Here is a 20,066-nt window from a genome sequence, read left to right as displayed (position 1 = left end):
CTTCTAAAAAAGAGAGCACGTTTTGAAAAAAGATTGCTCAAAACATGCTCTTATATTTTTTAAAATTAATTAACACAAAGCTCTTTTTGATCAAACTTTTTAATCAAGCTGCATCTATCTTCTCTATAAAAAGGCATGGAGTAAAAGATTTTTATGATAGCTTCTTGATGACAAAATGAACAGGTATATTTATAATGTTTGATTTTTTTTACATGAGGAACATTTGTATTTTTAAGACCATCTTTCACATGGTTGCTGCACACCATCAACATATTTGAACCTCACTTTCTTCATCATAATATAAATAGAATTTTCGACGCTAAGCAAATTTTTAACAAAAACGAACTTCTTATGAGTTTTTGCTTACGAAGTTTTCTTTATTTCAATGACGTTATCCTGTTCGTGTTTAAGTTTTTTTCGATAGACGATTTTTGATAATGTTACACTAAATTCGTATAAAATTAAAAGAGGCACGGTAACTAATATGTCTGAAATAAAATCAGGCGGTGTAATTAATATAGATACAACGATAAGCAAAAAGTAAGATATCTTTCTTGCTTTTGAAAGAATCATAGGATTAACAACACCAAGAGAGGTAAGAAACATGACAACAAGCGGAATTTCGAATAAAAATCCAAATGGCAGTGTCAAGTTAACCATAAATTTAAAATATTTTTCAGACGTAAACATCGTTTCAAACTGGCCTTCAGATAAAGACAATAAAAAGCTAAGGACAGTTGGATATACGACAAAATAACCGAATGATAAGCCAGCGATAAAAAGGATAAACAGTCCAGGAATATACGACAAGGTTGTTTTTTGTTCTTTTTTAGAAAGCGCTGGTTTTACAAATAGCCATGTTTGATAGGCGGCAATTGGTATGGTAAGAGCAATCGCGATCACGCCGGAAATCATAAAATATACCCAGAGGATTTCACTTGGCCCCAATACAGCTAATTGATGGTCAAGATCACGAATAAGCCATGTGTAAATGTCCTGCACATAAATGAAAGATCCAACTAAAAAAATCATAAAGGCAATCAACGTATAGATAATCCGCTTCCTGAGTTCCTCGAGGTGCTCCACAAAAAGCATTTCTTGTTTAGCCATATAACTGCTCCTTTCTTAAAAATAAGAGGAAGATGTAAGCTTACCCGCTTACATCTTCTTCTACATTACTTAGATTGTGACTTATCTTCTTTCTCGTCTGAAGAAATTAAATCTTTCGCAGAGTTTTTAAATTCTCTTAAAGTATTTCCAAAAGCACGTCCAATTTCAGGCAGTTTAGACGGACCAAAGATTATAAGGGCAATAACTAAAATCAATATTAGTCCAGGTACACCAATGTTTTGTAGCATCGTATTTCCTCCTTAAAATTTAAATCCCGTAATAGCAACAACTGCCGGGCGAGGCATTTTTTCGCCTTTTCGGTGCGGCCATGTACTTGTAGGATTTTTAATATCTTCTGTTTCTTCACCAGGATGTTGAACAGATAAGAACAAGGTCTGTTCATCCGGAGCAAAACAGGGACCAGTAAGTTCTGCTTCTACAGGAGCAGAGGCAAACTGCTTAGCAATTCCTTTATCCGGGCCAACAGTAGGAATGACAAACATTCCATTGTTTTTGAATTTTGTCCATGCACCAGTATTTAATTTACTTGATGAAATATCTGTTACAGTCCATAAATTCGCATTGCTGTCAAAAGTCAAATTGTCCGGTGCACTAAATCCGCTTTGACGTCCGCCTGCTGCAAAAATTTCGTATTCAAATTCAGTTGCACCGTGGTCACCATTTTTTTCAAAGATACGAGTAATGTGCCCGTGTAAGTTTCCGTGCTTGTCATTATTTGTATGTGCAATAAAAATCGTGTGATCAAATGGTGAAATTTCTACATCCTCTGGTCGATCGGTAGGTGTTCCCCCGAGAAGGATAGCCGCTTCTTGACAGTAGGTTAAAACATCAGCTTGCGTTTGGAATTTTTCCAGTAAATCTGGTTTGCCAGCAGCTGCTTTTTTTACGGCATCAATTGTCAGAGCGATCCATTTGCCATTTTGTAAGTCTGCTACATATAACGTTCCTTCTTCAAGAAGACGAGAATTCTTTTTCCCTAATGAAGGTACATATTTATGTTTACTTACGAATTTATAGACACAAGCATCTTTTTTATCGTCTCCCATGTAAACAACGACACGATGATCTTTAGAAAGTCCCATTGAAGCATTTTCATGGTTGAAACGTCCAAGAGCAGTATGTTTTCGGACAGTAAACTTTGGATTGAATGGATCAACCTCGATTACCCAACCGTAATGTGTTTGATTTAATCCTGCCTTCATAGCAGGTTCTTCAAAGTTTTCTTCACAAGATAAAACTGTATTCCATAATGTTTTTCCACCAGAACAGTTAGCGAATGTTCCTTGAACGCTTGTTGCACCATTTACTGCCTTGCTTCCTTTTGCCGGTCCAGTAAGTGTAAAAGTTGTTAATCCTGATACTCGACGAGCATAAGTAGAAGAAGGATCCATTTTCCATTTGTTTGCTTTTTTGTCATAATACACTTCAATAATGGAACCACCTAGGTTGTACAGCATTTTTTCAATTTGGGCAGGAGTATATTTATCGTCTGCATTTGCTCCTTCCACGTACAGAGGGTTTGAATATTCGTGATTTACCCACAATAATCCTCGTTTACTGGAATTATTAATAGGAAAGTAAAGGGTGAAGTCATTGTTAAAACCAAATGTGTCCCCCTTACGATTGATTACATCGCCATAAGCGGCTACAACGTCATATTTAAATCCTTTTGGAAGAACGAGCTCGTCTTTTGCAGTAGCTTTGATTGGCGTAAACTTAAAGCCGTTTTTCTTTGGTTTTACATTTAATAGGCTGTTGGATTTTGCATTGGCTGTCTCGCTTAAAATACCTAAACCAGAAGTGGCAACTGCAAGGGCAGCAGCTCCTGTTCCAATTTTTGTTAAAAAGGTGCGTCGATCTAATGATTTTTCTTCCATCAAAATATCCTCCTCTATTTTCAAGAATCTTTACTCATCGTCAGGTTTATTCGAAACCAAGTTCCTTCCACTTTTGTAGCTGCAGTCTTTTTCTTTGCAAAAAGAACTAGACTTTGTGCGTTTAATCTCTATTAATCTATTAATAAGATGTCCAATCTGCATTTTTAGTGTAGGAAACTAATGTAAAGAGGGTGTTAATATTATTTAAATGATTGGTTAAGATTAGTTATGATTATCGATCCATTTTAAAAAGGGAAGTGAAACGAAACGGCCAAGTCATTTCGTTAACCCGCCAGTGCCTATTGTTTATCATACTTCAGGACTTTTCCCTACGGTTAGTCAAAGTCCCTTCAGTCTATACTTTTTAAAAAGTAAATAGAATATTTATGTAATTACCACAGAAATATTAGATTAAAATCTGGAAGAAATTGAATAGATTTTATACTAAAACGAATCATTTGACGATACTATTATAAAAGGTTAATATTCCCTTTGGTATTTCTGTAATTTGGATAAAAATTTCACGAAAGAAGATGAGGAAATTGAATCATATTTATAAATTATTGATTATTGAAGATGATAAGGATTTGGCAAATGTTATAAAAAATATTCTGGTAAAATGGAGATTCGATACAATTATTTGTGAGGATTTTGACAATATTTTAAAAACATTTGAGGAAGAAAAGCCGCATATTATTCTCATGGATATTAATATTCCAGGCTTGGATGGTTTTTATTGGTGTAAGAAAATAAGAGAATATTCAAATGTCCCTATTATTTTTTGTTCCTCTAGAGACAGCAATTTAGATATTGTAATGGCTATTAGCAACGGGGGTGATGACTACATACAAAAACCTTTTGATAGTCATGTGCTCGTAGCTAAATTACAGGCTATTATGAGGCGAACTTATGAATATAAAACATTAGAAAACCAGCTTATTGAATGCCATGATGTTATTCTAAATTTACATGATACAACCATACATTATCAAAATGAACGTTTAGAGCTTACAAAGAATGAATTTAAAATCCTAAAAACGCTGATGGAAAATAAGGGGAAAGTGGTAACTAGAGATAGTCTAATGAAACAACTTTGGAATGATGATGTTTATGTGAATGAAAATACGCTGACAGTTAACTTGAATAGATTAAGAAACAGACTTGGAGAAATAGGGGTTCAGAATATTATTCAGACGAAAAAAGGAATGGGATATATTATTCAATGAAGATAGCAGATTATTTAAAGATTAATAAACTATGGATGATGAGTAATATAACCATTCTTATCATTATTAATGGGATATTATTTAGCAGTATATCGCTTGAAAAAAGCATGGCAGATATTTTATATATGGACTTGCTGATAGTGATTATACAGCTATTAATTATGTATTATGGATACATTAAACAGAAAAGAAAATATGAAAATGTTTTTACTAGTTCAATAGATGCTTTAGAAAAAAAAGCCTCTAATGACGGAGACTTTTATATAAATTTGTTATTAAAAGAATCTAGAAAACAGCATAATAAGTTTCTTGAAATGGAAGATGATTATAAGAAAAGAATTAATGAAATACAGGATTATATGACTCAATGGGTGCATGATATTAAAGTTAATATAGCTGTATGTGATTTGCTGCTTGAAGAATTAGAAGATGAGAGCAGTAAAAAATTTCAAAACCAAATAGAACAAATGAAATTTAGGATAAATCACATTCTTCATGTAACAAGAGCTAATCATTATGATCAGGATATTGCAGCAGAAGATGTCGACGTTTGTCATTTATTAAGGAGCGCCATTAAAGAAAATGCTCTTTTCTTTATTAATAAAAATATTGAGATAGAAACAAAGCTGAAACCATTTAGTGTTATTAATGATAAAAGGTGGATTTATTATATTTTTTGTCAAATCCTTAATAACAGCAGTAAATATACTCCTGAGGGAGGATTATTACACATATATACAAAAGAAGATGAACAAGCTTATTATGTGAACATTAAAGATAACGGAATTGGTATTCCAATAGAAGAAATGACGAGAATTTTCGATAAAGGCTTTACGGGGAAAAATGGAAAAGTAGGAACGAAATCCACCGGTATGGGACTTTACTATGCAAAAAAAATGGCAGGAACGCTTAGTATAGGAATAGACGTTAAAAGTGAAGAAGGAATATATACAGAATTTACGATCATTTTTTATAAACTATCAGATTATTATCATGTTTCATCTATGTCACATTAGCAAGGGGGCAATTATGCTCCCTGCAGATGCAGTAATTAATAATACTTCAAAAATCTTCATTAAATAAAATTCCCTCCCATGGACTAGTAATAAGTAAAAAGGATTTTTTTCACCACAATCCTCAGTTAAAGCTAAGCATCTGAACTCCGGACCTCCCCCACTTTGAACTTACACTATAAACAAATAAAACTCCAACCTAACAACAATGTCACTTTAGATTTTTAAAATGTAACCTAAGTCGATAGTAGCTGGCTTTTTTAATCCATTATAATTTAGATACAAACAAATATGGAGGTTGTATTAATTGAAAAAAATGGTGGAAGTTTCGAATGTAATTAAAGAGTATGGCGAGATTGGTAGTACGTTTAGAGCCTTAAAAGAGGTAAGCTTACATATTTATAAAGGTGAATTTGTTGGTATTATGGGGCCTTCCGGATCTGGCAAGACAACTTTACTGCATATTATGTCTACTATAGATAAAGCTACTTATGGAAAGGTTTTAATAGATGGGAAAAAAATTAACACTTTTAAAGACGATGAACTAGCTAGATTCAGAAGAGATTCGATTGGCTTTGTTTTTCAAGCTTTTAATCTACTAGATAATATGACAATAAGAGATAATATTGCTTTGCCTCTTACTTTAAATAATGTAAAGCTCCCTATCATTATAAAAAAGATAGATGAACTTACTAAATTATTAGGAATTTCTAACCAGTTAGATAAGTATCCTTATGAATTGTCAGGTGGGCAAAAGCAAAGAGCTGCTATATCCAGGGCGCTTATTACATCACCAAAGGTAATCTTTGCAGACGAGCCAACAGGTGCGCTCGATTCCAAAGCTTCTTCTGAAGTTCTCGAGTGTTTTAAAAATATTAATAAAAAATTAGGAACAACTATTATTATGGTAACTCATGATGCAAATGCTGCAAGCTATTGTGACCGAATTATGTTCTTAAAGGATGGAAAAATTCATGGAAGGCTCGATAGTGATGGCGACAAAAAAGAACTATTCAAGAAAGTCTTAAATATGCTTGCTGTAATGGGAGGATCGGAAAATGAACTCCTTTAAAATTGCATATAAGCTTCTAAAGAACAATTTGAAGATATACGGATTATATTTCGTAGTTCTAGTCGTAACAGTAGCTACTTATTACAATTTCATAGCAATAAAATACAATGAAATGTTTGTTCAATTGGCAGAACGAATTCAGTCAGCCGTAGTAGCAAGTGGGACTTCTGGGTTTGTTTTAATCTGTACAGTCGTGTTTTTTATGTGGCACGCAAATGGATTCTTTTTGAAACAAAGACAAAAAGAAACCGGGTTATATATGTTGATGGGAATAAGCACTGCTAAGATTGGAAGAGTGTTTGCAATAGAGAGCATGCTTATAGGCGGATTATCTTTATCAATAGGTTTAATTATTGGCATATTATTCTCAAAGCTTTTCTTCATGTTATTAAGCAAAGCAATGTTTTTAGAAGTTGAATTCCCATTTAGTGTTTCAATAGAAGCTATTTTGCATCTCGTTATCGTTTTCGGAATTATATTTGTAGTATTGGGAGTAAGAAATTACAAAATGATAAAAAAATCCCAGTTGATAAATATGTTAAATGCCGCAAAAGAGAAGCAAGCTGCACCAAAATTTAGTTATAAAAAAGGATTTCTTGGAGTTCTTCTAATTGCATCTGGATATGTATTGGCATTAAATTTTAAGCCTTGGAATTTGGATCTATTGATTGCCTCTATGGCAATACTGGTTTTGGTTAGTTTAGGAACGTATTTCTTCTTTGGGAGTTCCATGACAATCATATTCAGTAAACTAACAAAATCGAAAAAGATTATTTATAAAGGTGTAAGACTGGTAAGTATAAGCAATATTTTCTTCAGACTAAAGGCCAATTATAGAAGTCTAGCAATGACAGCGATATTGGCAGCAGCAACCGTTACTGCTTTTAGTGTAAGTATTTCCTTTAAGCAGTTTGCAGAGAATCATAAGATGACAGAATCCCCATATAGCTTGAGTTTTGAAAGTAATTCTAATGAAATTAAGGCTAAAGTAGAAGCAGCCATTCAACAATCAGACAACAAACTATTAGGGATAAATGAAACGAGGTTCTTTATTGGTAAGGTTGAATATGTAGGGATGGACAAAGAGGTTGATTCTAATAATGAAGCGATAATTACTAGTTATTCTGAGATAAAGAAAACACTTGATTTTTTAGCTTATAAAAGTAAAAAGAGCTTATTAAAGCAAATAAAGCCTAAACGCAATGAAGTCACTTTTATTCTAAATGCTAATACAATAGCTTCTCCTATTTATGTTAAAGGAGAAAAGATAAGCTTATATGGAAAAGATTTTAATATCGCTGAATATACGCAAGTTCCTTTTACAGGCAACACTGCAAAATACGGCAAAAAAAATGTGTATGTTCTAAATGATCGTGATTATAAAAATTTAAGCAGAAACTCACCAGAAGTTATATTGAATGGAATCAAAATCTCAAATGAAGAAAAGAGTACAGAGATTATAAAGAAAATCAGAGAAATTGTTCCAGGCGGGGCAGCTAATGTAAACGGCTTGCTCAATCAGTATATTTGGGAATATTACGCTTTAGGCATCTTTTTCTTTTTAGGGTTGATTGTGTCTATTGTATTTATGCTTGCTACATTCGGTACGATATATTTTAAAATTTTGAGCGATGCATTTACGGATAAAGAACAGTATTCTATACTGAAAAAGGTTGGAATGAATAAAAAAGAAGTTCAAAAATCAGTTTATTTACAAGTAGGGATAACATTTCTTTTACCCGTTATTATTGGAATCATTCATAGTATCGTGGCCATGAACATGTTAGAACAGATAATGAATGTCAAATTTACATTACCAACTTTATTTAGTATAGGAGTATTTGTAATTATAATGATCTTTTTTTATGCAGGTATAAGCAAAAATTATACGAAAATGGTGTATGAAGACTAGAATGCTTATCGATTTTTTACAATTCAATGTTTACTTCTCCCCCTCAAAATAATAACATGAGAGAATAGCAAACAACTAGGATGCAATAGGTCGAGGGGGAAAAGAACATGGGGTATCAATATGCAAAAAGAATGGACAAGGTACAACCTTCAGCAATTCGTGAGTTATTAAAATTAGGGGCAGACCCGGATGTTATTTCATTTGGCGGCGGCTATCCTGACCCAACTTTGTTTCCGATTGATAAATTACGCAATGTATTTGATATGGTGCTGCTGGAAGAAGGACAGCAAGCTTTGCAATATACTACTTCAGAGGGGCATTTGGAGCTTCGACGCAAGTTAGTGAAACGAATGGAGAAAGTTGGGGTATCATGCGATTTAGATAATTTGTTTATGATTAATGGAGGGCAGCAAGGATTGGATCTTGTTGCGAAAATGTTTATTGATAGAGGAGATATTATTATAACAGAAGAGCCAACGTTCTTAGGAGCATTGGTTGCTTTTAATCCATATGAACCAGAATACTTAGGTGTATCGATGGATGAAGAAGGAATGGATATGGATCACCTGGAACAATTATTAAAAGCAAATCCTTCTGCGAAAATGATATATACGGTACCAGAATTTCAAAATCCGACAGGCGTAACGATGAGTTTAAATCGGAGAAAACGATTAGTAGAGTTGGCAAACGAATACGATGTCATTATTATTGAAGACAGTCCTTACAGAGAAATTCGATTTGAAGGGGAAGATTTGCCTGCTATTAAGAGCCTCGATACGGAAGGACGTGTTATTCATCTCGGAAGCTTCTCTAAAATTCTTTGTCCAGGCATGCGTCTTGGCTGGGTTGTAGCAGAGAAAGAACTCGCGGAAAAGCTTTGCTTATTGAAAATGGCAGCAGACACACAAAGTTCTACTTTAAATATGCATGCAGTAAATCGTTTTATGGATCTGTATGATTTAGATGAACATATTGTTCAACTGAAAAAGATGTATAAACATAAAAAAGATATCATGTTAGAAATAATAGAAAATACTTTTCCAAAGAATGTTCACTATACGAAGCCTGAAGGTGGATTATTTACATGGTTGACCCTTCCAAAGCATATTGATACGGTTTGGCTGATGAAAGAGCATGTATTGCCAGAAGCAAAAGTAGCTTATGTACCTGGCAGTAGCTTTTTCCCAGGAGAACCCGAACATAACCATTGCCGCATCAGTTATTCATATATGTCGGAAGAAAAAATTATCGACGGAATGACACAATTAGGAAAAATATTAAAAGAACATTGTTAAAGCCGAAAGCTTCATAGACTTCATATATATTTATTGAACAAACTGCTTTAGTGTGATAAAAATAATAATATGTGTTCAAAAAGGTAACAAATTAGAAGCAAGCCAACGAAGAGATTCGCAGCTTATCATTTGGTGCCTTTTTGAACTTCCTCTGATAAAGATAATCAGTAAATTCATAATTAAATAGATAGATGCCACTAGGGGTGCTTTTAAGCTGAGAGAGACTGTTGTCTCAACCCTTATAACCTGAACTAGGTAATACTAGCGTAGGAAAGAGGTTTTGTAATGGATGATTATCAGCGTGCATACGCTGATGATTCGTAATTATTTGTTTATTCCAAACACTTCTTTTCGAAAAAAGAAGTGTTTTTTTTACGTAAAAATATTAGAATTTTTATCTGAAGTTAGATGAATGTCTAGCTCCGGCGCCTAGCCCCTATGAAAAATAACCCTTTGCCTCTAAAAGTAAAAAGCACTTTTCGAGTCAAATGAACATTTTTCTTCGGGGCTGAGCAAGGCGCCTGCGCTTTTCTTATAAGGAGAGGATTCGATGGCAGAGATAATACAGTCGCTTGTTCAGCAAGTGGATGAACGGAAAGAAGAATTAGTCGAGTTGTTGAAAACGCTTGTGTCTTATAAAACACCGGCGCCGCCTGCAAGAAATACAAAGGATGCACAGGACTATGTTGCTAGTTTACTAGAGAAATTCGGTTTTTCGATTGATATGTGGGATGTGTATCCGAATGACCCGAACGTTGTTGGCGTTTTAAAAGGAACGAATTCTTCCAGTTATAAGAGTTTAATTCTTAACGGCCATATTGATGTGGCAGAAGTAAACGAAGGAGAACAGTGGCAGGGTGATCCATTTACCCCGATTGTAAAAGATGATGTCATTATCGGGCGCGGAGTTGCTGACATGAAGGGCGGTTTAGCAGGGGCGCTGTTTGCGATGCAGCTTTTTACGGAAGCAGGTGTAAACTTTCCTGGGGACTTAATTTTTCAATCGGTTGTTGGGGAAGAAGTAGGAGAAGCGGGAACACTTCAATGCTGCATGCGCGGCTATTCAGCAGATTTTGCAGTAGTGATGGATACGAGTGACTTGCATATTAAAGGTCAAGGCGGCGTTATTACTGGCTGGATTACGATTAAAAGCAAAAACACGCACCATGATGGAAGACGCCGCAATATGATTCATGCTGGCGGGGGATTGTTCGCAGCGAGTGCGATTGAAAAAATGGCAAAGGTTATTCAAGGGCTGCAAGACTTAGAGCGTCATTGGGCTGTTACAAAAAGCTACCCAGGCTTTTTGCCAGGCACAAATACAATTAACCCAGCTGTTATTGAAGGCGGAAGACATGCTGCGTTTATCGCAGACGAGTGCCGTTTATGGATTACCGTTCATTATTATCCAAATGAATCGTATGAACAAGTGGCAAAGGAAATTGAAGAACATATTTTACACGTTGCCAAAGCGGATCCGTGGTTAAAAGAAAATCCGCCAACATTTGAATGGGGCGGCACGTCGATGATTGTAGATCGCGGTGAGATTTTTCCTTCATTAGAGGTGGATGAAAATCATGCAGCCGTGCAGCTGCTAGCACAGTCCCATGAACAAATTTTACAAAAACAAGCAATAATGGATGTATCAACGAGTGTGACAGACGGCGGCTGGTTGGCGGATGCCAACATTCCAGCTGCGATTTATGGACCAGGGGATTTGCAAAATGCTCATACAGTCAACGAACAATTATCGATTGAACAGCTCGTTAAATATACAAAAGTGATGATCCAATTTATTTATAATTGGCTACATACAAGGAGTGAGACGAATGAAGTTTAGTGAACGATTATATGAAAACATTCAGCCAGTTTGGCGCAAAAACCATGCCCATCCATTCGTGCAAGGAATGGGCGGTGGCTCATTAGATAAAGAAAAATTTCGTTTTTATATGATTCAAGATTATTTATATTTAATTGATTACGCAAAGTTATTCGCATTAGGTGCAGTAAAGGCAACAGATTTGGAAACGATGGGGAAATTTGCGGCGCTGCTTCATTCGACGTTAAATGAAGAAATGTCCCTTCACCGTCAGTATGCGAAAAAGTTCGGGATTAGTGAACAAGAATTGGAAAACGCCGAGCCGTCGCCAACGACATTAGCCTATACACATTACATGCTGCACGTTGCGCAAAATGGTACGCTAGCAGAGCTAGTTGCAGCCCTTTTACCGTGTATGTGGAGCTATTGGGAAATTGGCAAAGAGTTAAGTCAAAAGCCAGGAGCAATTGATGATGAATTTTACGGAGAATGGATTTCGATGTACAGCTCTGCTGAATTTGGCGAGCTTGCAACGTGGTGCATCAACTTATTCGATGACTTAACAGCTGGAAAACCAGAGTCGGAATTAGCGAAACTAGAAGAAATTTTCTTAAACACGACCCGCTTTGAGTATATGTTTTGGGATATGGCCTATAACCATTCGATGTGGCCTACTGACGAGTAAATTCGTTTAACTTTAAATATCGCTTTAATCAGAAGGCGTAATCAAAACCCTATAAAAATACAAAATATAGGAAACAGAGGTACAACGTAAAAATAATGTACCTCTGTTTATTATACATATATTTAAAAGGGGTTTGTCACAGTCTGATAGAAAGGGATTATCCCTTTCTATTCAAGTTGCTTTCTCTCATTATTTGCAAATTAGAACTTAAATTTGTAATTTTTAATTTCCCAAGCATGGATAGTTGTACGGTAGTTGTCCCACTCTTCTTTTTTCGCCGCTACATATTCATTAAATACATGATTTCCAAGTATTTTACGGCCGAATTCACCAGTCTCTAATTCAGCTATAGCTGCATCCAAGCCACCTGGTAAGCTGTCGATACCAAGCTCTTCACGACGTTCATCTGTCATATGGAAAATATCTTCGTTTATTGGTGCTGGCGCTTTTAATTCTCTTTCTATCCCATCTAAACCAGCAGATGCGATTACGGCAAAAGCTAAATATGGGTTAGCAGATGGATCTGGACAACGAAGTTCTACACGTGTACCCATTCCACGACTTGCAGGGATACGGATTAGTGCTGAACGGTTTGATGTAGACCAAGCAAGGTAAACAGGAGCTTCATAACCAGGAACTAAACGTTTATATGAGTTTACAAGTGGGTTTGTTACCGCAACAAAACTCTTTACGTTTTCTAATACTCCAGCAATAAATGAATATGCTGCCGTTGAAAGTTGTAAATCATTAGACGCATCATAGAATAGATTTTCTCCGTCTTTGAAGAAAGACATATTTACATGCATACCTGAACCATTGATTCCGAAAACTGGTTTTGGCATAAATGTAGCATGTAATCCATATTGTGCTGCAATGGTTTTTACTACCCATTTGTAGGTAGTAGCTAAATCTGCAACACCTAAAGCATCTGCATATTTAAAGCTAATTTCATGTTGACCTTCCGCAACTTCATGGTGTAGTGCTTCAATTGTAAAGCCCATTGCTTTTAATGTTTTATAAATTTCAACACGAACTTTTTCTCCTAAATCTTTCGGAGATGGCTCGAAGTATCCGCCTAAATCGCCTAGTTCATCTGTTGGATATCCTTTTCCATCTGTTTCGAATAAGAAAAATTCTAGTTCTGGACCAACTGAGATTGAATAACCTTTTTCAGCAGCACGTGCAACAGTTTTCTTAAGAACGTTACGAGTATCTCCTTCAAATAATGTTCCATCTGGATTTGCAACAGAACAAAGGAAACGTGCTTCTGCATAACCTTCTGTTTCAGTCCAGGGCATTACAACAAATGTATTTAAATCTGGTTGTAGGTAAGAATCTGATTTATTGATAGGTGAAAAACCTTTAATAGATGAACCATCAATCATGATTTTACCTTCTACAGCATCTTCTAATTGTGCTGCAGTAATAGTGATATTTTTTAAGATTCCTTCAATATCAACAAATTGTAGATGTAATAGTTCTACACTTTTCTCTTTAATTGTATTCTGTATTTGTTCTAATGTAATTTGCGTCAAGTTATGTTACCTCCCGATGGGTGTTCTGTTTTCTAACAAGGTTTATTATAACTATTTTTAATTTTTATTCAATATAATTTTAGTTTTTGGTATTTTTTAATATTTTTCTTTTTAGGGAGTTATCGGACAGCCCTTTGACAAAAATATTAGGAAGAGCGGTCAATAAATAAATAATAAATGTTCTACTTTTTGCATTTCAGGTTCCTTATCGTCTTCAAGTTTAGCTAGTGTGTTCATATGTTGAGCCTCTTTATAATATTCTTCTGTTACTATGGCGCTATTCACTTCCCAGTAATAAAATAATAGTGATCCTGCTGTAAGAAGGACCATGTCCCATCCAAAAGGTAAAAATCCATGCCCGCCAAAACTTTCATTTCTACTTTATGACAGAATTATCAGATAAGCCCAATAAACATTTATTTAGCTTAGTGCAACTTTTTTTGTCCGTCGTCACTTATTAAGAAATAGGAAAAAACGTTGCTATAGACCCACACGATATGTGCTTGGTAAGATAATCAAGTATTATTTGCAATGTGGGGAAGGAGTCTGCTAGATGTGGAACAACAAAAATATGATAATTTAAAATTAGGCGAAAGAGGCGCCATTATCAGCATTATTGCATATATATGTTTATCTGCCCTTAAATTATTTATTGGTTATACAGCGAACTCCGAAGCCTTAAGGGCAGACGGATTAAATAATGCTACCGATATCGTAGCATCCATCGCTGTTTTGATTGGATTGCGATTATCGCGAAAGCCTGCAGATGAAGATCATCCTTATGGACACTGGAAGGCAGAAACGGTGTCTTCCTTAATTGCTTCCTTCATTATGATGGCGGTAGGTTTACAAGTGTTATATGAAGCTATATCTTCTGTTCTAGAAGGGAAACATGAATCGCCTGATTTAATTTCAGCATGGACTGGTATCTTTTGTGCGGTAGTTATGTACTTTGTTTACCGATATAACAAGAGGCTTGCGAATAAAATAAATAGCCAAGCCGTTATGGCAGCAGCAAAGGACAACATTTCAGATGCATGGGTAAGTATCGGTACAGTAGTAGGGATCGTTGGCGCCCAATTTAATCTGCCATGGCTGGATTCTCTTACAGCTGTAGTGGTAGGATTCTTAATTTGTAAAACAGCTTGGGATATCTTTCGTGAAGCATCTCACCATTTAACGGATGGATACGATGAAAATAAAATACAATCTTATAAAGAAACCGTCTTAACTGTTTATGGAGTGAAAGGTGTGAAAGATATACGTGCAAGGAGCTACGGAAATAATGCTGTAGTGGATATTGTTCTTCTTGTCAAATCTAATTTGGATATTCGAGATGCTCATGAAATTTCGACAAAAGTTGAAAATGAATTAAAGCAAGTACATGATGTATATGATGTACATGTTCATGTTGAACCTAATTAAAACCTTTTAAGTGATTTGAAACAGTATCTTCAAATGAATAATATCTATTTTACATAAAAAAGCTGATTCCTTTAGCGTAAGGCAATCAGCTTTTTTAAGCTGCTTTTTAATCGTGAACCACTACTTTCCGAAACTTGTTCTTTCGTAGTACAACAAACAGACTTATTCTACACCTTCCCTTTTTTGTGCTTAAAAGTAACATAGAAATAGTCATTTTCTTTATAGATTAAGAAACAAAGATCCATATTTTCTCGCTTGTTTTTCCATTACGTTGACAACCAATAAGGCAAGACAGAAATATAGAATTCCAATCATAAATTCTTTTCCTATTAGCGGATAGATAGAAAATGATTCCAGTTCATAAATGGATCGTATTGCTTCAATGCTATGGGTTAATGGTAAGAAGCTTGTACATGCTCGAATCCAATCTGGAAAAAGATGTACAGAAAAGTTTACACCACAAAATACTTGCAAGAGTGCCATTGAAATATTGGAAAATAAATTAACATTCGAAAATAGTAAGCTTGTACATGCAATCACTAAGGAAAAACTAATCATTGAGAATAGTGTGACTATTATTAATAGGAAAAGAGAAAATATTTGTTCAATAGGGAAGGGCAGCTGAAAAAGGATTATTCCGATCATAATGCCGTAAATAAAGACAAAGAAACCATCTAATAAGGGAACTAATGATTTAATAAAAAAATTTTTAAAGGTGGATAGAGGAGAAACGATATTTAATTCTAACGTGCCAAACCTTCTCTCCATTTGAAACATAGACATCAGCTGGAACATCATCGTTCTTCCTGCATAGTACACAATATTTCCAAGCACGGCATATTTAATATAGTCCGTTCCAGCGATAGCACTGACAATTACCGCAAAAAAGAGGTAGTGCATAAGTGAATCAAATAACCGAAATAAAATAAATGATTTAATAGATTGAAACGAATACAATGCTTTATACGATAAGTAAGGAAATAAAAACTTGTTCATAGCATTCATTAAATTTCTCCTATTCTTCCATTCTTTCTAAGAACTTTTTCTATTTTTTTTATCACGAAAAAAGAAATAACGAGGTAAGTGAAACTTATTATTAATGAAATATATATTGAATGGAATAGCGTTTTGGATACGTTTATTGAGTCATATACAGCATGTATTCCCCAAGTCATTGGCATCGCATAAGCAATCCATTGTAGGATAGTAGGCATGCTGTCGACTGGTACATATACTCCACAAATTAAAAGCATTGGAAGAACAATTAAGTTTTGATAATCAAATACATTTTTAAAAGCAACAAATACGAGGGCTAACAAAATGCCTACAACACTTAGCGAAAATAACAAAACAATAACAGCGATAAAAAACAGCGTATAATTTTGTATCCCAATGTTAAAATGAAAAATCAATGCTGCATAAATAAAGCTAATAATCATGGAGATGAAAGCGATAAATGAATTGCTGATTGTTTTCGTAAACAGAATCCGAAACAGGGATGTTGGAGAAGCTAATAAAAGCTGTAATGTATCACTCCATTTCTGCCCAATTAAAGCGGAACCAGAGGAATACAGAACATAGCTCCACATGCTAATTAAAGAAGATGCAACCACAAAATGGTCTGAAGCTGCAGTTTCTCTTACTTCTAATAAAAAGAAAGTGATCGATAAAAATAATAACGGCTGGAAAAAAAGGATAAATTGGTACATGCGATTATGTAAATTGGTAAAAAACTTGAGTTCTTTCCATAACAAAGACATAAAGTACATTTTTTTAACTTGCATCTTTCATATAATATATATACGCGTCTTCTAGTGAAATTTCTCTACGCTTTACATTCAGTATTTCCCCATACTTACTTAAATAAGACTTTAATTGATCGATCGTGAGATTGCTATTTTCGATTTCGAATTTTATGACATAATAAGAAGAATTGATTTCTTCCACCTCTATAGATTGAAAATAATCATCTTGTTGAAGAACTTGGACGTTTTGCGTTTGAATCGTGGCATCGTAAAGGTTTAAATGGTTGCATGTTTCTTTGATTTGCTCTGGTTTCCCTGCTAAATGAATTTTTCCTTCTTTAATAAAGGCAATTCGATCACATAGCTCGTCTGCTTCTTGCATATAATGAGTCGTTAAGAGGATCGTGATTCCTTTTGCTGCAAGCTCTTTTACAATTTTTCGCAGCAGTTTGGCACCGACAGGATCTAATCCAATTGTTGGTTCATCAAGGAAGATTAACTTTGGATTATTAATTAAGCTTCGGGCAAAATGCAATCTTTGGATCATCCCTTTCGAAAACGTAAAAATTTGTTGATCCGCTACATCGTTTAATCCGACTAATGTAAGTAGAGAATCTATTAATTCCTTTTGCTTTTTTTGTGGAATTTGATAGAGTGTACAGAAATAAGAGATGTATTCTTTTGCAGTCAACCTTCCATAAACGCCCCTTTCTCCCCCGAAAACAAAATTAATTTGATTTCGAATCAGTTTACTTTCCTTTACCACGTCATAACCTAGTACAGTAGCTTTTCCTAATGTAGGTAATAGCATAGTAGTTAATATTTTTATCATCGTCGTTTTACCTGCTCCATTTGGACCTAATAATCCAAAAACCTCTCCTTCATAAACATCAAAGGAAACTTGATCTAATGCTGTTTTTTTTCCTTTTTTCAGCTTATATGTCCTAGTCAGCTGTTCTACTTCAATAATTTTGTTCATCACACCACACCTTTCAGAAAATTTTGATAATAATGATTTTATTATAATATTTTCCAATTGTAAATGATTTGTAGATAGAATTCTTGTTAGGAAAAACACCTATTGTAGATTGTTAACTTAAAACTAGTTCAGAAAAATCTTTTTTATTTTTCTATGAAAAACATTGTCAGAAAATATGACAATATTCTAGACAATTTTCAAAGTATTCTTTACTATTAAAAACACGGTATCCTGTATACAGTATTTTGAAAAAGGGGGAACTAATGCTAAAACTGATCTCTCAATTGAAAATGGCTTTATGTTAGACATAAATGAATGAAAAACTATGAAAAGAATTTAGGAGTGTGTAATAAAAATGAAGAAATTTTCTATTTTAACACTAGTGCTTGTTTTTGCATTGATCCTTTCTGCATGCGGAACAAGCAAGAATGGTAGTGAAGACGCTAACGGCGGAACAGATTCAAAAAAGACATTAAGAGTGGTAACAGAAGCAACTTATGCACCATTTGAATACATGGACAAAGGGGAAATTGTTGGATTTGATGCTGACCTTATTAAAGCCGCAGCGAAAGAGGCAGGCTACAAATATGAGTTTGTACATGTTGGATTTGAACCAATGTTTGTAGAGGTAAAAGATAATACGGCTGATATCGGTGCTGCAGCGATTACCATGACTAATGAGAGAAAGCAAACGTATGATTTCTCCGTTCCATACTTTTTATCAACGCTGAAAATTTTAGTTCCAGAAGGAAGTAATATTAAAAGTGCGAAAGATTTAACAAATAAAGTCGTCGCTGTTCAAAATGGAACGACTGGACAAGCAGCAGTTGAAAAACTATTAGGCAAAAATAATAAAAAGATTAAAAAGTATGAAAACAACAACCTAGCAATCATGGATTTACTTAACGGCGGAGCAAATGCTGTTGTGGCTGATAATACGGTTGTGGATGAATATGTAAAAAATAATTCAGATAAAAAACTAACTGTAATTGAAGATAAAGGAAACTTTGTTTCAGAATATTATGGATTAATGTTTCCAAAAGGAAGCAAATTAAAAGCAGATTTTGATAAAGCCATCAACACACTTTATGAAAATGGGACATATGCAAAAATTTACACAAAATGGTTTAAAGCAGATGCTGATATAGAAAACCTTAAAGCGCAGCAATAAAAATACTTTTTGGATAAGGTTGAATTTTTTCTTCTAAATTGCCCTTAAAAAGAAAGGGAATTCCAATTTCACATTAAAAAGGCTTAAAAAGTATGTCAAAAAATATGACAATATTCGAGACATTTTTTAAACAGCGCTTTACTATTAAAGAGTGCTGTATCCTGTATACAGTATTTTAGAAATGAAATAATACTATTAACTATATAATTAGGAGGATATTATGAAAACAACAAAATTTTCTATCTTATCTCTAGTACTTATGCTGGCATTGATCCTTTCTGCTTGTGGAGCAAGCAAGGACAGTAATACAGGAGGAGCTAACAGCGGTACAGATTCCAAAAAGACGTTAAGAGTGGTAACCGATGCAGCGTATGCACCATTTGAATACATGGATAAAGGAGAAATTGTTGGATTTGATGCTGATTTATTTAAAGCTGTAGCGAAAGAAGCAGGCTACAAATATGAGCTTGTACATGTTGGATGGGACCCATTGTTTGTAGAGGTAAAAGATAAAACTGCTGATGCGGCTGTTGCATCGATTGTCATTACAGATGAGAGAAAAGAGACTTATGACTTTTCTACTCCGTACTTTACTTCAGCAAATAAAATTTTAGTTCGCGAAGGAAGCGATATTAAGAGTGCTAAAGATTTGAAAAATAAAGTTGTTGCTGTTCTAAATGGAACGACTGGACAAGTAGCAGCTGAAGGAATATTAGGGAAAAATAGTAAAAATGTAAAAAAGTTTGAGAACAATAATCTAGCAATCATGGAATTGCTTAACGGTGGAGCAGATGCAGTTGTTGCAGAAGATTTGGTTGTAGAAGAATATGCAAAAAATAATCCAGATAAAAAATTAACCGTTATTGAAGATAGCAGCTATTTTAAAACAAACTTTTTAGGATTAATGTTTCCAAAAAATAGTGAAATAAAGGAAGACTTTGATAAAGCCATCAAAACTATTTTGGAAAATGGGACATATGAAAAAATTTACACAAAATGGTTTAAAGAAAAACCTGAGGTAGAGCAGCTAAAAGCAGCGCAATAATCGTCAAACGATTGAATGAAACGCAGGAAGAAAAAGTTGTTTTCTTCCTGTGTTTCATAAAACGATTCAAAATGTAAGAGCAATAGAATGATAAAACAAGTTTTAATGAAGTAACAGTAATTTTGATAAAAAGGTA

General features: G+C 34.5%; 18 protein-coding genes and 1 riboswitch. Of the genes, 10 read left to right on the top strand and 8 right to left on the bottom strand.

Annotation, left to right across the window (positions count from 1 at the left end):
• Nucleotides 1-363: 363 nt before the first annotated feature.
• The 3 genes from tatC to ACTXGU_RS04870 form a co-directional block, all read right to left on the bottom strand.
• Nucleotides 364-1,110, bottom strand: coding sequence for a twin-arginine translocase subunit TatC (gene tatC, locus ACTXGU_RS04880; protein ID WP_443480378.1), 747 nt, complete (start codon nucleotides 1,108-1,110; stop codon nucleotides 364-366).
• Nucleotides 1,111-1,175: 65 nt separating this feature from the next.
• The gene (locus ACTXGU_RS04875) at nucleotides 1,176-1,358 is read right to left on the bottom strand and encodes a twin-arginine translocase TatA/TatE family subunit (protein ID WP_443480377.1); all 183 of its coding nucleotides are present in this window, start codon (nucleotides 1,356-1,358) and stop codon (nucleotides 1,176-1,178) included.
• A gap of 12 nt (nucleotides 1,359-1,370) precedes the next feature.
• On the bottom strand, nucleotides 1,371-3,008 hold the full coding sequence (locus ACTXGU_RS04870; protein ID WP_443480376.1) for a PhoX family protein: 1,638 nt from the start codon (nucleotides 3,006-3,008) through the stop codon (nucleotides 1,371-1,373).
• A 542-nt stretch (nucleotides 3,009-3,550) separates the two neighbouring features.
• Between ACTXGU_RS04870 and ACTXGU_RS04865 the strand changes: the two genes are divergently transcribed.
• The 7 genes from ACTXGU_RS04865 (at nucleotide 3,551) to tenA (ending at nucleotide 12,030) form a co-directional block, all read left to right on the top strand.
• Nucleotides 3,551-4,234, top strand: a complete 684-nt coding sequence (locus ACTXGU_RS04865; RefSeq protein WP_443480375.1) for a response regulator transcription factor — start codon at nucleotides 3,551-3,553, stop codon at nucleotides 4,232-4,234.
• Nucleotides 4,231-5,250 carry an ATP-binding protein gene (locus ACTXGU_RS04860; protein WP_443480374.1) on the top strand — a complete coding sequence of 340 codons (1,020 nt, stop codon included), beginning with the start codon at nucleotides 4,231-4,233 and terminating at the stop codon, nucleotides 5,248-5,250. The genes ACTXGU_RS04865 and ACTXGU_RS04860 overlap by 4 nt, the downstream gene beginning before the upstream one ends.
• A gap of 304 nt (nucleotides 5,251-5,554) precedes the next feature.
• A complete protein-coding gene (locus ACTXGU_RS04855; RefSeq protein ID WP_443480373.1) occupies nucleotides 5,555-6,319 on the top strand; it encodes an ABC transporter ATP-binding protein in 765 nt (254 codons plus the stop codon).
• A complete protein-coding gene (locus ACTXGU_RS04850; RefSeq protein WP_443480372.1) occupies nucleotides 6,306-8,231 on the top strand; it encodes an FtsX-like permease family protein in 1,926 nt (641 codons plus the stop codon). The genes ACTXGU_RS04855 and ACTXGU_RS04850 overlap by 14 nt, the downstream gene beginning before the upstream one ends.
• A gap of 107 nt (nucleotides 8,232-8,338) precedes the next feature.
• Nucleotides 8,339-9,526, top strand: a complete 1,188-nt coding sequence (locus ACTXGU_RS04845; RefSeq protein ID WP_443480371.1) for an aminotransferase-like domain-containing protein — start codon at nucleotides 8,339-8,341, stop codon at nucleotides 9,524-9,526.
• Between the two features lie 189 nt (nucleotides 9,527-9,715).
• Nucleotides 9,716-9,816: riboswitch (TPP riboswitch) on the top strand.
• Between the two features lie 260 nt (nucleotides 9,817-10,076).
• Nucleotides 10,077-11,366 carry an acetylornithine deacetylase gene (locus ACTXGU_RS04840; RefSeq protein ID WP_443480370.1) on the top strand — a complete coding sequence of 430 codons (1,290 nt, stop codon included), beginning with the start codon at nucleotides 10,077-10,079 and terminating at the stop codon, nucleotides 11,364-11,366.
• A complete protein-coding gene (gene tenA, locus ACTXGU_RS04835) occupies nucleotides 11,356-12,030 on the top strand; it encodes a thiaminase II (protein WP_443480369.1) in 675 nt (224 codons plus the stop codon). The genes ACTXGU_RS04840 and tenA overlap by 11 nt, the downstream gene beginning before the upstream one ends.
• A 200-nt stretch (nucleotides 12,031-12,230) precedes the next feature.
• Here tenA and glnA read toward each other — a convergent pair whose 3' ends face one another.
• Both glnA and ACTXGU_RS04825 read right to left on the bottom strand, forming a co-directional pair.
• Complete coding sequence (gene glnA, locus ACTXGU_RS04830; RefSeq protein ID WP_443480368.1) at nucleotides 12,231-13,565, bottom strand: type I glutamate--ammonia ligase; 1,335 nt, start codon at nucleotides 13,563-13,565, stop codon at nucleotides 12,231-12,233.
• 159 nt (nucleotides 13,566-13,724) lie between these two features.
• The gene (locus ACTXGU_RS04825; protein WP_443480367.1) at nucleotides 13,725-13,895 is read right to left on the bottom strand and encodes a hypothetical protein; all 171 of its coding nucleotides are present in this window, start codon (nucleotides 13,893-13,895) and stop codon (nucleotides 13,725-13,727) included.
• A 225-nt stretch (nucleotides 13,896-14,120) separates the two neighbouring features.
• Here ACTXGU_RS04825 and ACTXGU_RS04820 point away from each other — a divergent pair, with 225 nt between their 5' ends.
• A complete protein-coding gene (locus ACTXGU_RS04820; RefSeq protein WP_443480366.1) occupies nucleotides 14,121-14,990 on the top strand; it encodes a cation diffusion facilitator family transporter in 870 nt (289 codons plus the stop codon).
• A 219-nt stretch (nucleotides 14,991-15,209) separates the two neighbouring features.
• Here the strand turns inward: ACTXGU_RS04820 and ACTXGU_RS04815 are convergent, their stop codons facing one another.
• Genes ACTXGU_RS04815 through ACTXGU_RS04805 form a run of 3 tightly spaced genes read right to left on the bottom strand, consistent with a single transcriptional unit; the run spans nucleotide 15,210 to nucleotide 17,714 of the window.
• Nucleotides 15,210-15,995 carry an ABC transporter permease gene (locus tag ACTXGU_RS04815; protein ID WP_443480365.1) on the bottom strand — a complete coding sequence of 262 codons (786 nt, stop codon included), beginning with the start codon at nucleotides 15,993-15,995 and terminating at the stop codon, nucleotides 15,210-15,212.
• Nucleotides 15,995-16,759, bottom strand: coding sequence for an ABC transporter permease (locus ACTXGU_RS04810; protein WP_443480364.1), 765 nt, complete (start codon nucleotides 16,757-16,759; stop codon nucleotides 15,995-15,997). The genes ACTXGU_RS04815 and ACTXGU_RS04810 overlap by 1 nt, the downstream gene beginning before the upstream one ends.
• A 4-nt stretch (nucleotides 16,760-16,763) precedes the next feature.
• Entirely contained in the window at nucleotides 16,764-17,714 is a 951-nt protein-coding gene (locus ACTXGU_RS04805) for an ABC transporter ATP-binding protein (protein WP_443480363.1), read from the bottom strand.
• 355 nt (nucleotides 17,715-18,069) lie between these two features.
• Between ACTXGU_RS04805 and ACTXGU_RS04800 the strand changes: the two genes are divergently transcribed.
• Both ACTXGU_RS04800 and ACTXGU_RS04795 read left to right on the top strand, forming a co-directional pair.
• Complete coding sequence (locus ACTXGU_RS04800; RefSeq protein WP_443480362.1) at nucleotides 18,070-18,885, top strand: basic amino acid ABC transporter substrate-binding protein; 816 nt, start codon at nucleotides 18,070-18,072, stop codon at nucleotides 18,883-18,885.
• Nucleotides 18,886-19,105: 220 nt separating this feature from the next.
• The gene (locus ACTXGU_RS04795) at nucleotides 19,106-19,930 is read left to right on the top strand and encodes a basic amino acid ABC transporter substrate-binding protein (protein ID WP_443480361.1); all 825 of its coding nucleotides are present in this window, start codon (nucleotides 19,106-19,108) and stop codon (nucleotides 19,928-19,930) included.
• Nucleotides 19,931-20,066: the final 136 nt, after the last annotated feature.

The organism is Niallia sp. 01092 (genome assembly GCF_052318935.1).
In the GTDB taxonomy this organism is placed as follows: domain Bacteria; phylum Bacillota; class Bacilli; order Bacillales; family Cytobacillaceae; genus Niallia.
This window is presented reverse-complemented; position numbering and strand designations above follow the sequence as displayed.

What these genes read in the sequence shown, in the direction of transcription:
- ACTXGU_RS04860 (WP_443480374.1), top strand. Translation starts at nt 4,231, where the DNA reads ATGAAGATAGCAGATTATTTAAAGATTAATAAACTATGGATGATGAGT.
- tenA (WP_443480369.1), top strand. Translation starts at nt 11,356, where the DNA reads ATGAAGTTTAGTGAACGATTATATGAAAACATTCAGCCAGTTTGGCGC.
- ACTXGU_RS04840 (WP_443480370.1), top strand. Translation starts at nt 10,077, where the DNA reads ATGGCAGAGATAATACAGTCGCTTGTTCAGCAAGTGGATGAACGGAAA.
- ACTXGU_RS04845 (WP_443480371.1), top strand. Translation starts at nt 8,339, where the DNA reads ATGGGGTATCAATATGCAAAAAGAATGGACAAGGTACAACCTTCAGCA.
- ACTXGU_RS04815 (WP_443480365.1), bottom strand. Translation starts at nt 15,995, where the DNA reads ATGAATGCTATGAACAAGTTTTTATTTCCTTACTTATCGTATAAAGCA.
- ACTXGU_RS04875 (WP_443480377.1), bottom strand. Translation starts at nt 1,358, where the DNA reads ATGCTACAAAACATTGGTGTACCTGGACTAATATTGATTTTAGTTATT.
- ACTXGU_RS04850 (WP_443480372.1), top strand. Translation starts at nt 6,306, where the DNA reads ATGAACTCCTTTAAAATTGCATATAAGCTTCTAAAGAACAATTTGAAG.
- tatC (WP_443480378.1), bottom strand. Translation starts at nt 1,110, where the DNA reads ATGGCTAAACAAGAAATGCTTTTTGTGGAGCACCTCGAGGAACTCAGG.
- ACTXGU_RS04800 (WP_443480362.1), top strand. Translation starts at nt 18,070, where the DNA reads ATGAAGAAATTTTCTATTTTAACACTAGTGCTTGTTTTTGCATTGATC.
- ACTXGU_RS04795 (WP_443480361.1), top strand. Translation starts at nt 19,106, where the DNA reads ATGAAAACAACAAAATTTTCTATCTTATCTCTAGTACTTATGCTGGCA.
- ACTXGU_RS04870 (WP_443480376.1), bottom strand. Translation starts at nt 3,008, where the DNA reads ATGGAAGAAAAATCATTAGATCGACGCACCTTTTTAACAAAAATTGGA.
- ACTXGU_RS04805 (WP_443480363.1), bottom strand. Translation starts at nt 17,714, where the DNA reads ATGAACAAAATTATTGAAGTAGAACAGCTGACTAGGACATATAAGCTG.
- ACTXGU_RS04810 (WP_443480364.1), bottom strand. Translation starts at nt 16,759, where the DNA reads ATGTACTTTATGTCTTTGTTATGGAAAGAACTCAAGTTTTTTACCAAT.
- ACTXGU_RS04825 (WP_443480367.1), bottom strand. Translation starts at nt 13,895, where the DNA reads ATGGTCCTTCTTACAGCAGGATCACTATTATTTTATTACTGGGAAGTG.